The sequence below is a fragment of the Embleya sp. NBC_00888 genome, assembly GCF_045207655.1.
Lineage (GTDB): Bacteria > Actinomycetota > Actinomycetes > Streptomycetales > Streptomycetaceae > Embleya.
Genome location: NZ_CP108784.1, coordinates 4,351,596 through 4,364,099 on the forward strand (window position 1 = coordinate 4,351,596; position 12,504 = coordinate 4,364,099).

Consider the following 12,504-nt stretch of genomic DNA (forward strand, 5'->3'; position numbering starts at 1 on the left):
GTGTCCACCACCGGGGCGCGCCCACTGCGCGCCAACGTGCAGGTCGTCGCCCATCGAGGCGCGTCCGACACCGTCCCCGAGCACACGCTCGCGGCCTATCTCCAGGCCATCGAGGACGGCGCCGACGCACTCGAATGCGATGTCCGATTGACCGCCGACGGCCATCTGGTCTGCGTCCACGACCGCAAGGTCGACCGCACCTCCAACGGCAGCGGGATCGTCTCGACGCTGGAGCTCGCGGACCTGTCCGCGCTCGACTTCGGCTCCTGGAAGGAATCCGGCGTCGAACGCGAACGCCCGGAGGAGCCGGAGGCCCCCGACTGGGACCGCCGGTCGGTGCTCACCCTGGAACGCCTGCTCGAACTGGTCGTGGACGCGCCGCGCACCGTGCGCCTGGCGATCGAGACCAAACACCCCACCCGCTACGCGGGCCTGGTCGAGCGCCGCCTGGTCGACCTGCTGGAGCGGTTCGCACTGACCCGCCCGACCACCGAGGACCCGTCACTGATCCGGGTGATGAGCTTCTCCCAACTGTCCCTGCGCCGGATGCGGCTGATGGCGCCGGAGTTGCCCACGGTGTTCCTGATGGAGCACGTCCCGCTGTTGTTCCGCGACGGTACGTTGCCCCGCGACGTGCGCATCGCGGGCCCCAGCATCGACATCGTGCGGGCCCATCCGCGCTACGTCGCCCGCCTGCACCGGGCCGGCCACCGAGTGCACGTGTGGACCGTGGACGCTCCCGAGGACGTCGAGTTGTGCCTGCGGCTCGGCGTGGACGCCATCATCACGAATCGGCCACGACAGGTACTGGCCCAGGTGTCCGGTTGAACCCCATTAGGGGGCGTACGCTGGTAGCCTTTCGAGCCGTTATATCCGTCTTGGCAGGATCGCATACCCCTATACGCCCCTGGGCGAGTCGGAGCGCGCGTCGCCCCGCCGTTTCCCGTCCGTCGGCATCGGGCATCTCAAGCCCGACGCGCGAGAGATGCGCGCGCGACAGGCGTGTGCACTAAGGAGGCCGGGGGTGGCAATGGTCGTGGCCCGTGGGGTGCCCGATTCCGCGGCGGTGTTGGTACCGCACGCTCCGATCGGTGTGTCCGCGGCTCGGCACCGCCTGGCCGGCGACCTCGGCGAACGCGGCATCGCCGGGGACGTCGTGGACGACGCGGTGCTGATCCTGTCCGAATTGTTGAGCAACGCGCTGCGGCACGCCCGCGCGCTGCCGTCCGGCAACGTCCGCGCGGCCTGGTGGGTGCGTCCCGACGGGCTGCTCGCCATGGAGGTCACCGATGGCGGCAGTTCGACCCGCCCCCGGCAGGCCAGCCCGTCACTGAGCGCGCACGGCGGCCGAGGCCTGTCCATCATCGGCACCCTGGCGGCCGACTGGGGCGTGCGCGGCACCCCGGACGAGGTCACCGTGTGGGCGCTGGTCCCGATCGAGTCGCGCACCGGCGACCGGCTGTGGGACGAGTTCGACCTGGACGCGGTGGACCCACTCGACTGAATCCGCCCGCGCCGACCCCCGCGGCGTACGCACGGCGCGTTCACCCGTGCGGCCGAGCCCGGGCCACCGAGCCCGCAACACCGAGCCGGTGCGACCCGACCGACGCGGGCCGACCCGCGCACCCATCGCAACAGCCGCGCGTTCGCCCACCCGTTCGAGCGGCTACTCGTACTCGCCGAACTCAGTACCCTCGGACCTGGTGAGTCGTCGACCACCATCCCCCCGACACCGAGGCGGAGAGACCGCAGCATGGGCAAGAAGGCCGCGCTGAAGGGCCACACCGGCAACAAGACCCAGACCGCAGCCGCCACGGGATCCGTCCCGGTCGTCGGCGGTCGCGAACCGTGCCCGTGCAACTCGGGCCGCCGGTACAAGGCATGTCACGGACGTGAGGCGTCCTCCGCCGCCGAGACGCTCGTGCTGCGTCCGTTCCAGGGGCTGCCGAACGAATGCGACTGGATCGCGCTGCGCGAGTTGGTCCCGGCCGCGACCGCGCGGCTGACCCTGACCGGCGAGCACGCCGACCAGGTGGTCACGCTCGCGACCGTGCTGCCGATGGCCTGGCCCGCGCTGCGGCGCGCCGACGGCGCGATCCTGGTCGGTCTGCAGACCCACACCAGTTCGGGTGACGTCAGCCGGGACCTCGCGCACGCCCTGGAGCGCGCCCTCGCGCAGGAGGACGGCACCTCGGTCACCCCCGGCCCGCTGCCCGAGTCCGGCGACCGGCTGCAGGACCTGCTCGACCTGTCCAAGCCGCTGGAGATCACCGTCCACCAGGGCTTCGACTTCTGGGTGGACGACCCGGCCGCGATGAACGCCGAGGTGAGCGCGTCGCTGGAGCGGGCGAACGCGGCGGCCATGCCGACCGTACGGCTGACCTCGGTGGACGCCGCCTACTGGTGCGGCACCACCGAGAAGAACCACCTGCGCTGGGTGATGCCGTACGCGGAGGAGGAGCTGCTCGACGCGATCGCGCGGCTGCACGCGGCCGGCGAGTCGAGCCTGGGCGAGGGCACCCGCTTCGTCGGTTCGTTCCGCGCGCACGGGCTGCTCGTCCCGGTGTGGGACCTGCCGACCGCGATGAGTGCCGAGGACGTGGAGAAGCCGGCCCGCGAATTCGGTGAGCGGCTCGCCGCCGCGATGGCGGACACCAGCCCGTTGACGCCGCGTCAGCGCAGCGCCCGCAACGGTCTGCTGAACCGCCAGATCACGCTGAACTAGTTTGGCCCCCCGCTGACCTGCGGAAACGCAGGTTTCTATGACTCACGGGGCACAAGTAGGGCACACGCGGTTCGACCTCGGGTCATCGGCCGGGCTGAAGAACGCCCGGTCGATGGCCCTTCGCGCACGGCTCCCGCTGTTCGACAGCAGGTGTGTGTAGACACGCAGGGTAAATCCGGGATCGGAATGCCCCAGGTGTTCCGCCAGGTTGCGGATGTTCTCCCCTTCGTCGAGGCACACGCTCGCGTACGTGTGCCGAAGGGCATGCATGCCGTACTGCCGCACATCCGTGACACGGCCGCTCCCCGCCCGCGCCCGCTCCTCCGCCGTTCTCCGACGTGGCCTCGGCTGGAGAGCACCGGCCTCGACGAGCGCCGCGCGCCAGGGTCCGCTGTTGAACGTGCTGCGCGTCAGCGCCTTCCCGTCCTCAGTCGTCGTGACCAGCCGCACCGTGGTCGGCTTGCCCTCCGGCTTCTCCCACGGCAACGTCACCTCGACGGCGGGCGTCACCTTGAGGTGAGCCCGAACCTTCTCTGCGATGCCCTCCGACATGGGCACCTCCCGTGTGCGGTCGGCCTTCGGAAGCGCGAACACAAGCTGCCCGTCCATGTGCTTCACCTGCCGCCGAACGCGAACGACGAGGCGCTCGAAGTCGAAGTCATCCTCCGCGATCCCGAATGTCTCTCCCTGACGCAGACCGCACCCGTACGCCAGGACGCTCGTCATTCGGTACCGCGCCGGCAGAGCTCGGGTTACCGCGTGCACGCGGTCGACCGTCCACGGCTGAGCCTTGTCCTTGGTCAACGTCGGGAACGTGACTGCCGTCGATTTACACGGATTCTTCAGCAATACGTTGTCCGCCACAGCCGCTTCGAAGATCGTCGACAGCGTGCCGACGATGTTCCGGATCGTTGACGGCCCGAGACCCTTGTCGAGGAGCGTCTTGACGAACGCCTGGACCGTCGAGGGCTTTACCGCCCGCAGCTGCTTCGCACCGGCGGCTGCTCCGGATGCCAGATCTCCGGCTCGTGCTTCACGTGCCGGCCTCTGGCCAAGCTGTACCAGGAAGCGAAGGCACCCCTGCACTCCTACTGCCAGCACGGAGGGAGGTGAAGGTCATGGACGCCGTCATGGTCGAAATCACGACCCGACCGAGCGAGACCCGTCCGGAGGAATCCGCGACGGTCCCGGACTTGGAGGTCGTATTCAACCTGGACGAACTCGTAGAGTCCACGGGATGCAGTTGCAGCGCCGACGACGACCAGCCCTACTGACGGGCTCCGTGTCGCCGGCACTCGGGCCGCCCCGTTCCGCACGGGGCGGCCCGACATCCGCCCAAGGAGCCCTCGCTTGTCCATGCCCCGGATCGATTGGGACGACCTCCCCGCCGCAGTCCACTACGCCGTGGAGGTCCGGACGGGACCGGTACTGAAGGCGATGACCGCCACCGAAGGCGTCAACTCCGGTATCGCCACCCTCCTCCACGTGCCGGCGGGCAAGGTATTCCTCAAGGGCATCCCCTCCGGGCACGGACAGGTGCGCACCCAGGAACGCGAAGCGTTGATCAACCCGTACGTCGTCGCCGTCTCGCCGCGGCTGCTCTGGCGCTTCGAAGCCGGCGGCTGGAACCTTCTCGGCTTCGAAGCCGTACCAGGCCGACACGCGGACTTCGCGCCCGGGTCGCCTGACCTCCCTCGCGTCGCGGCCGTGCTCCGACGCCTGGGCGAGATCCCGTTGCCGGACGTACCCCTCAAACGCCTCGACGAGCGCTTTGTGTCGTACGTGAACGAGGATGACCGCGCGCTGCTCCAGGGAAATGCGCTGCTCCACACGGACTGTGCGCCGCACAACGTGCTCGTCTCAGACCAGCGGGCGCTGCTCATTGACTGGGCGTGGCCCACATCAGGCCCCGCCTGGGCGGACCCGGCGTACCTGATCACGAGGCTCATCGACGCCGGTCACGCCGCTCACGACGCAGACCAGTGGGCGAGGCAAGAATTGCCCGCTTGGGCTACAGCCCCCCGCCCGGCGGTCGCCGTATTCGCCCAGGCATGCGCCCGACTCTGGACGGAGATCGCGGCCAACGATCCACAGGACTGGAAGACCCGCCTTGAACGGGCCGCAGTCGAGTGGGCTCGCCACACGAGCGGGACGATCGACTAAGCCCCGGGTCGCGCTAGCCAGCACCGGAAACCATGCTCCCCACTCAAGGGGCTATGACCAGCCTTTCCACACCGGAGCTCCTGGACCTGATCAGGCCACACACGGGGGAACCGAGCGACATCCGACCCGCTTCACGCGGTTTCAGCTCCGACGTCGCGACCGTGATCGAGGGCGGAGCCGGCAACTTCTTCGTCAAGGCCGTCAGAAACCGACCCGGTGGTCGACGCGAATCCCTCCTCAGGGAACGCCTCGTCAACCCGACCGTGCAGCCGATCTCCCCGGCCCTGCGGTGGCACGCCGAGAATGACGACTGGATGGTGCTCGGATTCGAAGCGATCGAGGGGCGGCGCTCCGACTTCGCGCCCACCTCGCCGGACCTGCCCGCGATCGTCGACACCCTCAACCGGATCGGGGCACTCGACCTGCCCGAGGTCGCACACGACTGGCACGAGACCCGATGGAACCGGTTCGCCACCGACGAGGCACAGACCACGCTCTTCCAGGGCGACGCACTTCTCCACACCGACATCAACCCCGACAACGTCATGATCGGCCGCGCGAACACCTGGGCGGTGGACTGGTCCTGGCCCACACGTGGCGCCGGATTCATCGACCCAGCCTGCCTGGCCGTGCAGCTGATCGCGGCGGGGCACAGCGCCCGTTCGGCCGAATCGTGGGCGTCCGATTGCACGGCCTGGACGAAGGCCGATCCGAACGCGATCTCCGCGTTCGCCGCCGCCACCTTGCGCATGTACCGCGCGTTCGCCGAGCGCAAGCCCGAAGCGGCGTGGCTCGGAGCGATGGCGGAGGCGGCCCAATCATGGGTCGTCTACCGGGGAGTGGACACCTGACGGATGGACATGGTGGGGGCGTCCAGCGCGGACGCCCCCACCGTGCTCGCGTATCCATGGGCCCCGGCGCGCTGCCGAGTCGCGGAGGCCGCGACGGGCGTTGTCGGTCGATACCTCGCGGTTCAGCCGCCGGGAATCGGCATCACGCTCACATTCGCGCCGATCGACGTCAGCTTGCCCACGGGGTCCTCGTAGCCGCGTTCGACGTATCGGGTGCCGCGGATGGTGCTCTCGCCGTCGGCGACCAGCGCAGCCAGGAGGTAGGCGAAGCCGGCGCGTAGGTCGGGGATTTCGAGGTCGCAGCCGGAGAGGGGGGTCGCGCCCAGGACGACGGCGGAGTGTTCGAAGTCGCGGCTGGCGAAGCGGCAGGGTTTCCCGCCGAGGCAGTCGGTGCTCAGGATGATGTTGGCGCCCATCTCACCGAGTTGCCTGGTGTAGCCGAAGCGGTCCTCGTAGATGGTCTCGTGGATGACTGAGGCGCCGTTCGCCTGGGTGAGCAGGACCGTCAGGGGTTGCTGCCAGTCGGTCATACAGCCGGGGTGAACATCGGTCTGGACGTGGGTGGCGCGCAGTTCGCCGGCGCGGTGGAAGAGCAGGCCGCGTTCGGTGACCTCGAAGTCGCCGCCGAGCTTGCGCAGGTGGTTCAGGAAGGTGGCGAGGTGCTCCTGGACGGCGCCGATCACCTCGACCCGACCGTTGGTGGCCACCGCGGCGGCGGCGAACGAGGCCGCCTCGATGCGGTCCGGGACCGGCGCGTGGCGGGCGCCGCGCAGCTTGGTGACGCCCTGGATGACGATGGTGCGGTCGACGCGTACGTCGACGAGGGCACCCATCTGCTGCAGGAACATGATGAGGTCGATGACCTCGGGCTCGACGGCAGCGTTGGCGATGACGGTGGTGCCCTGGGCCAGGACGGCGGCGAGCAGGAGGTTCTCGGTGGCGCCGACCGAGGGGAACGGCAACTCGATGTGAGCGGCCTTGAGCTTGAGGGCCTTGACCTTGACCGAGCGCAGTTGCTCGACGATCTCGGCGCCCATGGCGCGCAGGCCCGCCAGGTGGAAGTCCACGGGGCGCTTGCCGATCTTGCAGCCGCCGGGGAGCGGGACGACGGATTCGCCGACGCGGTGCAGGAGCGGTCCCATCATGAGGATGGGGATGCGGTTGACGCCGGAATACGCCTCCGACAGCGAGGGGTTCGAGACGTGGGGCGTGCACACGCGCACGGTGTGCTCGTCGAGCCATTCCACCTCGGTGCCCAGTTCGGCGAGCATGTCCAGGACGATCTGGACCTCGACGATCCGGGGCACCCGCGTCAGGGTGCAGGGCTGATCGGTGAGCAGGGTCGCCACCAGGAGCTTGGTGACGCTGTTCTTCGCCCCGGACACCTGTACCGCGCCACGCAGTGGTTCCCCGCCGGTGATGCGGTACAGGTGCCGGTCGGCGGCCATGGTCTGGGCGGCCGTGGCCGCGTCGTTCGCCCCCACGGGCGCACCTCCATAGTGATCATGTGGATACGCTCGGTGAAAGCGCGGACCTGATTCAACCAGAAGCCTCGACCCGCTCAGGGCGTGATGTTCAGGCGTACAGGGGGTTGGTACGCACTTGCGACAGGCCGCCCGCGAGCGTCGCCTGGAGGATGGCGGCCCGGGCGCCCGATTCGATGCGGTGGGCGTTGTTCGCGGCCTCGTCGAGGGTGCGGCCGATCGCCATCAGGCCGTGTCGGTAGATCGTGAAGCCCAGTCCGTGGCGGTCGAGTTCGGCCGCGCGCGGGCGCAACGTGTCGAGGATCTGCGGGACGATCTCCATGTTGACGGCGTACGGGCCGGGACCCTGGACGATGCCCGGCGGGATCGGGTGCCGCGATCCCTCGCGGGCGACGCGCTGCTTGACGACCAGGTCGTCGGCGCTCGCGCAGGCGATCGTGCCGAGGGTGTCGAGTTGGTTCGTGACGCTGGGGATCTCCGCCCCGAGAGAGGCGAACGCGAGGGCGTGCGGGGAGTGGGCGTGGACGATGCCGTGGCACGCGGGGAACTCCCGGTACAGCGCCAGGTGGACGGGGGTGCCGGAGGCGCCCAGCGCGCCGGTCTGTTCGACGATGTCGCCGTCGGGGTCGAGCACGATGAAGTCGTCGACGGTGACGTCCCACCAGCGGAAGGACAGTCCGGTGCAGGCCATGAGGATGTTGCCGTCGTCCAGACGCCGGCTGAGGGCACCGCCGCCGGGCTCCAGGACGTCCCACCGCTTCAGGTGCTCGGTGGTCCTGACCGCGTGTTCGCGTTCGGTCGTATAGCGCACGAGGTGTACCTCTCTCAGGATCGGGGTTCGAGGACGGGGGCGTACGGGGAGCGGGTCTCCCGCTCGGCGATGTCGATGTCGCAGGGGGCGTTGCGCGGACGGACGACCGTGTGGGCGGGCACGACGGCGCCGGAGAACTGGACACCGCCGTAGAGGATCGAGCCGGGGCCGATCAGGACCCCGGGGCCGACGACGACACCCGTGGCGGATCGTGATCCGTCGCCGAAGACCGCGCCGAACTTCGGGCTGCGACAGCCGTAGACCTCGCCGGAGGGGAGGCGGATGGTGATCTCCTTGTCGGGACGCCGCATGTCGTCGTTCCACAGGCTCACCGACGCGACCAGGACCCCGGCCCCCAAGTGCACGTCGCGGCCGACGATGGTGCGGCCGAGCGAGATCCGGTGTCCGAGCATCGAACCCTGCGCGACCAGGCTGCGGATGACTTCGCAACCGAAGCCGACCACGACGCCACGCGAGAGGATCGAGCCGTCCCGCACGGTGCTGAACTCGTGGACGACGACGTCGGGGCCGATGAGGACGTCGTCCCCGATGCGTGCCGAGGGGTGGATGCGCGCGCTCGGGTGGATGCGGTCGGGCGCCGCGGCCAACGCCTCGCGATGCGCGAGCGCGTACGCACCCATCAGGTCGCCGATCGCGCACTCGGCCAGCCGGGCCAGGCCCCACGCGCGCAGCATGGTGTCGTCGTCCAGGCGCGTGTACTCGCCCAGTGTCGGAGGACCGGACATCAGCGCGCACCGACGAGGGCGCGCTCCGCGATGAGGCGATGGCACAGGACCAGGTACTCGTCCGCGCAGCGAGCCGGCGAGAACCGGCCGATAGCCCTCGACCGCGCTGCCCACCCCAGCTGCGCGAGCGCCGCCGGATCCATCGCCGCGACCTCGTCGAGCACCCGAACCAGCGCCGCAGGATCGCCCGGGTCGTAGGTGAAGCCGGTCAGGCCGTGCAAGACCAGTTCGGGACCGGCACCGGAGGCCGGCACGATCGCCGGAACCGCGACACCGGCCGCGTCCAGGATGCCGCGCCCGAACCCCTCCGACGCCGACGCCGAAACCAGAGCGTGCGCACCGGCGATGTGCCTGGGCAGATCGCCCACCCAGCCGCGGAAGGACACCGACGCCCGCGAACCGGCTGCCATCCGGTCGAGTTCCGGCTGCTGGGAGCCCGGTGCGCCGTACACGTCCAGACGTACCCGCTCAGGCGAGCGCATGCCGTCGACGGCCTCCAGGACGGCGTCCAGACGCTTCCACGGAACGGAGCGGCCCACCACCACGAACCGCACCGCCGCCCGCTCGGACCACGGCGCCGGACGCCACACCGGGACGGACACGCCGTTGTAGATCGCGACCACCGGCGCCCCGCCCGGCGCGACGGAGCGGATCGACTGCGCCGACGCCTCGCTGATCCGGACCCACGCGGCCACACCCGGCGCCAGGACGTCCCAGGGCAGGGTGCGCGGCGTGTACTCGGCGAGCGTTCCGGTGTCCGGGTCCACGACCCGAAACGCCTGCGTCGGTGCCAGGACGCCGCGCACCACCGCGATCACCGGAACGTGCGCCGGCGCGATCCGCAGGTCCGACAACATCGTGCGGTGGCTGCTCACGATCGCCGCGCCACCGGCGTCGAGCGCGGCGCGCACCGCCGCCGCGTAGGCGCGGTGGTCGTCGACCTCGACGGCCGTGACACCCTCGGCGCCCGCGTATCCGGGGCCGTCGCCGAAACGCCACCACACCACCGTCACGGGCAATCCGGCGGCGGCCAACTCGCCGGCCACCTCCGGCACCGAACGCTCCGCGCCACCGCGTGCGGTCGCGCACCAGGTCAGCACGATATGAGGCAACAAAGCCGCCCCCTCTCCGACGACCCCCACGGCGGGGGCCGGACAAGAACGAGACTGCGGCCGAGCGAATCGAGCGGGAATCGCTCCGTTCCATATAGGACGTTCCCATGGCGCCCTGACGGCGAGTGCGGCAACGATGGCACCCAGTGACCGCCCGTGAGGTGGGAGAAGCCCATGAACCGGCGCCCCTACGCCATCCCGCAGGACCTGTGGAAGCGCGCCGACCTGCGCGCCGCGTGCGCCGCGCAGGACATCGGGCTCATCCTCGCCGCCTACCGACGGCACACCGGAGCATCCCAGCGCCAGGTCGGCGAACTGACCGGCTTACCCAGCCCGACGTCTCCGCATACGAGAACCGGCGCCACCGGGCCACGTCGCTGGCCGTCGCCGGCCGGGTCGCATCCGGACTCAAGATCCCCGCAGAGCTGTTCGCCCTCGCCCCGGTCACCTCGTCCGATCATCGCCCTACCGCCACCTGGGGACCCGCGCATATCGTGGAGGAACTCGATCGCGCCACGCGAGGGGACCTCATGCTCGGACGCCGGGAACTCATCGAGACCGCCGCAGCCGCCATCGGCGCGGGAAGCGCCCTGGTGACACCCATACGACGCTGGCTCGGCCAAGACCCCACCCCCCTGCCCCACGGCACCGCCGACGGCATCGGCCCCGACGAACTCGCCGGCCTCGCCGCCACCGCGACCGCCTTCCGCAACTGGGACGTGCAATTCGGCGGCGGCCTGCGCCGCAAAGCCGTCATCGGCCAACTCGCCGAAGTCGTCGACCACCTGCGCGAGCCCCACCCGGCCCCCACCCAAAGCGAGCTGTACCGCATCACCGCCGACCTCGCCGAAACCGCCGGCAGCGCCCTGTGGGACGTCGGACTCCACCAACGGGCCCAGCAGTACTTCTCCCTCGGCGTCAAGGCAGCCGCCCAAGCAGGTGACAAGCCGCTGGCAGCACACATCCTCGCCACGATGGCCGTCCAAGCGGTCGAACAAGGCCACCTGCGTACCGGACTCGACCTGATCCAGATGGCCCAACACGGCATGCGCCGCACCCCGATGCCCCGCCTCGACAGTATGCTCGCCACCCGCGAAGGCTGGATCTGCGCCCAACTCGGCCGCATCCAGGACTGCCACCGCGCGATCGGGAACGCGGAGGACGCGTTCACCCGAACCACGCACGACGACGCACCCGGGTGGCTCGACTACTTCAGCGCGGCCGAACTCGCCGGCACGACAGCCTCCGACTACCGCGACCTGGCCGTGCACGATCCGGGGCAACTCGCCAATGCGGCAAGCCGATTCGAATGCGCCCTGGCCCTACGAGGCAACGAGTCTCTGCGCTCACGCGCGTTCGACCTCACCGAACTCGCCAAGATCCAGTTCAGGCAAGGCGAGATCGAACGGGCTTGCGCCACCGGCCACGCTGCCACCGACGCCGCGGCCGGCCTGCACTCCTTCCGCGTCCGCCAACGCCTCACCGACCTGGTCCAGGCGACGGACGCCTACCGACACCTGACACCGTGCGCAGAGCTGCGTGAACGCGTCCAGCCGCTGGCTACGACGACGTGACGGAGGGCAGCTCACCGTCTTCGAGATAAACCGCGCAGCCCGCCTTCCGCGCAACCAACGCCTGCTCGACCCTACGGGCCCTGAGCGGCGGCATGTAGTCCTGGAGTTCGGCCGCCGCGACGAACCGGAACGACCGCAACTCGTCCGGCGGCAACCTGACCGCCTCGATCCGGTCGGGACTCAGCACCCCGCCGTCAAACAGCCAGCGCATACCGCCGGGGCTCCTCTCTCCGGGAGACACCCAATCGGCCACCAGCAGGGTGAGCCCGTCCGGCGGAACCAGCCCGAGTTCCTCGATAAGTTCGCGTCGACAACCAGCCAGAGGCGATTCACCGCCCTCAACCACCCCACCAGGGATCTCCCAACCGGGCTTGTAGGTGGGCTCGACCAAGAGGACACGATCCGCTTCATCGAGAAACACGGCCCCCGCTGCTGTCACAGACATTCGATGATCCACCGACTCACCCTGACATGCCTGACCTGGAGATGCCTGTCGACGGACGGGACCATCCCCGCGTGCGCGGGGAGCAGGGCAGGTCGATGCGGGCCCGACCGGCGTGATGGGGACCATCCCCGCGTGCGCGGGGAGCAGCTCGCACTCGACTGCTGGACCGAGTTCGAGCTGGGACCATCCCCGCGTGCGCGGGGAGCAGACTCGATGATCTGCAGCTTTAGTTCTCAGGGGATGTGTTTCTGGATACTTTCATTGAATCGGTCATTTGTGCTCATTTTCTACTTTGAGTACAAGCTGTCAGGGTCGGCGTCGTGTGAAATCGATGCCGTCTTCGTCGAGTGAATTCTGACCCATTGCCTTTGTGTGGGACCCGCCGCTCAGGTGGCGGTCGGGGTGCGTAGTCACTGCGGCACGCCTAACGCCCGGTCTTCGGGCGAGGCGCCGGGCAAGCCCTGGAGAGCGGTGACCTGAGTTCGTGCCACGAGGCAAGCTCGTCGCCGGCACCTGTGTGAGGTCCGCCCGGCAGGGCGGCACCGCAGCGTGAGCGGTGCCGGGTGGCTCGCCACCTGCGCAGACTCGGCTAA

Annotated in this window: 13 protein-coding genes and 1 pseudogene; 8 read left to right on the forward strand and 6 right to left on the reverse strand. The window is 69.7% G+C overall.

Features of this window, described 5'->3' with window-relative positions; translation table 11 throughout:
* The 3 genes from OG948_RS18120 to OG948_RS18130 all read left to right on the forward strand — a co-directional run bounded on the left by OG948_RS18120 (position 1) and on the right by OG948_RS18130 (position 2,725).
* Positions 1-828, forward strand: a complete 828-nt coding sequence (locus OG948_RS18120) for a glycerophosphodiester phosphodiesterase (RefSeq protein WP_406297549.1) — start codon at positions 1-3, stop codon at positions 826-828.
* A 202-nt stretch (positions 829-1,030) separates the two neighbouring features.
* Complete coding sequence (locus OG948_RS18125) at positions 1,031-1,504, forward strand: ATP-binding protein (protein ID WP_406300283.1); 474 nt, start codon at positions 1,031-1,033, stop codon at positions 1,502-1,504.
* 249 nt (positions 1,505-1,753) lie between these two features.
* On the forward strand, positions 1,754-2,725 hold the full coding sequence (locus tag OG948_RS18130) for a DUF5926 family protein (RefSeq protein ID WP_395867564.1): 972 nt from the start codon (positions 1,754-1,756) through the stop codon (positions 2,723-2,725).
* A gap of 42 nt (positions 2,726-2,767) precedes the next feature.
* Here the strand turns inward: OG948_RS18130 and OG948_RS18135 are convergent, their stop codons facing one another.
* Positions 2,768-3,589: a tyrosine-type recombinase/integrase gene (locus OG948_RS18135; RefSeq protein ID WP_406300284.1), complete on the reverse strand. Its 822-nt coding sequence runs from the start codon at positions 3,587-3,589 to the stop codon at positions 2,768-2,770.
* A gap of 120 nt (positions 3,590-3,709) precedes the next feature.
* On the opposite strand from OG948_RS18135, the pseudogene OG948_RS18140 reads away from it, so the two are divergent.
* The 4 genes and pseudogenes from OG948_RS18140 to OG948_RS18155 all read left to right on the forward strand — a co-directional run.
* A pseudogene (locus OG948_RS18140) lies at positions 3,710-3,838 on the forward strand (radical SAM protein); the annotation flags it as partial.
* A gap of 5 nt (positions 3,839-3,843) precedes the next feature.
* The gene (locus OG948_RS18145) at positions 3,844-3,999 is read left to right on the forward strand and encodes a hypothetical protein (RefSeq protein WP_406297550.1); all 156 of its coding nucleotides are present in this window, start codon (positions 3,844-3,846) and stop codon (positions 3,997-3,999) included.
* A gap of 82 nt (positions 4,000-4,081) precedes the next feature.
* The gene (locus OG948_RS18150; protein ID WP_406297551.1) at positions 4,082-4,888 is read left to right on the forward strand and encodes a phosphotransferase; all 807 of its coding nucleotides are present in this window, start codon (positions 4,082-4,084) and stop codon (positions 4,886-4,888) included.
* Positions 4,889-4,941: 53 nt separating this feature from the next.
* Positions 4,942-5,739 (forward strand): hypothetical protein, encoded by a 798-nt coding sequence (locus OG948_RS18155; RefSeq protein WP_406297552.1) that lies wholly within the window; start codon positions 4,942-4,944, stop codon positions 5,737-5,739.
* Between the two features lie 122 nt (positions 5,740-5,861).
* Here the strand turns inward: OG948_RS18155 and murA are convergent, their stop codons facing one another.
* The 4 genes from murA to OG948_RS18175 form a co-directional block, all read right to left on the reverse strand.
* Positions 5,862-7,223, reverse strand: a complete 1,362-nt coding sequence (gene murA, locus OG948_RS18160; protein WP_406297553.1) for a UDP-N-acetylglucosamine 1-carboxyvinyltransferase — start codon at positions 7,221-7,223, stop codon at positions 5,862-5,864.
* A 91-nt stretch (positions 7,224-7,314) separates the two neighbouring features.
* Positions 7,315-8,034 (reverse strand): class II aldolase/adducin family protein, encoded by a 720-nt coding sequence (locus OG948_RS18165; protein ID WP_406297554.1) that lies wholly within the window; start codon positions 8,032-8,034, stop codon positions 7,315-7,317.
* A gap of 14 nt (positions 8,035-8,048) precedes the next feature.
* Positions 8,049-8,780 (reverse strand): transferase, encoded by a 732-nt coding sequence (locus OG948_RS18170; RefSeq protein ID WP_406297555.1) that lies wholly within the window; start codon positions 8,778-8,780, stop codon positions 8,049-8,051.
* A complete protein-coding gene (locus OG948_RS18175; RefSeq protein ID WP_406297556.1) occupies positions 8,780-9,895 on the reverse strand; it encodes a glycosyltransferase family 4 protein in 1,116 nt (371 codons plus the stop codon). Before OG948_RS18175 ends, OG948_RS18170 begins: the two co-directional genes overlap by 1 nt.
* A gap of 527 nt (positions 9,896-10,422) precedes the next feature.
* Here OG948_RS18175 and OG948_RS18180 point away from each other — a divergent pair.
* The gene (locus OG948_RS18180; protein WP_406297557.1) at positions 10,423-11,466 is read left to right on the forward strand and encodes a hypothetical protein; all 1,044 of its coding nucleotides are present in this window, start codon (positions 10,423-10,425) and stop codon (positions 11,464-11,466) included.
* Here the strand turns inward: OG948_RS18180 and OG948_RS18185 are convergent.
* Positions 11,453-11,911: an NUDIX domain-containing protein gene (locus tag OG948_RS18185; RefSeq protein WP_406297558.1), complete on the reverse strand. Its 459-nt coding sequence runs from the start codon at positions 11,909-11,911 to the stop codon at positions 11,453-11,455. The genes OG948_RS18180 and OG948_RS18185 overlap by 14 nt on opposite strands.
* Between the last annotated feature and the right edge of the window lie 593 nt (positions 11,912-12,504).

Bases quoted from the DNA above. Each gene is read 5' to 3' on its own strand.
- OG948_RS18155 (WP_406297552.1), top strand. From the start codon at position 4,942: ATGACCAGCCTTTCCACACCGGAGCTCCTGGACCTGATCAGGCCACAC.
- OG948_RS18170 (WP_406297555.1), bottom strand. From the start codon at position 8,780: ATGTCCGGTCCTCCGACACTGGGCGAGTACACGCGCCTGGACGACGAC.
- OG948_RS18150 (WP_406297551.1), top strand. From the start codon at position 4,082: ATGCCCCGGATCGATTGGGACGACCTCCCCGCCGCAGTCCACTACGCC.
- OG948_RS18130 (WP_395867564.1), top strand. From the start codon at position 1,754: ATGGGCAAGAAGGCCGCGCTGAAGGGCCACACCGGCAACAAGACCCAG.
- OG948_RS18180 (WP_406297557.1), top strand. From the start codon at position 10,423: ATGCTCGGACGCCGGGAACTCATCGAGACCGCCGCAGCCGCCATCGGC.
- OG948_RS18185 (WP_406297558.1), bottom strand. From the start codon at position 11,911: ATGTCTGTGACAGCAGCGGGGGCCGTGTTTCTCGATGAAGCGGATCGT.
- OG948_RS18145 (WP_406297550.1), top strand. From the start codon at position 3,844: ATGGACGCCGTCATGGTCGAAATCACGACCCGACCGAGCGAGACCCGT.
- OG948_RS18125 (WP_406300283.1), top strand. From the start codon at position 1,031: ATGGTCGTGGCCCGTGGGGTGCCCGATTCCGCGGCGGTGTTGGTACCG.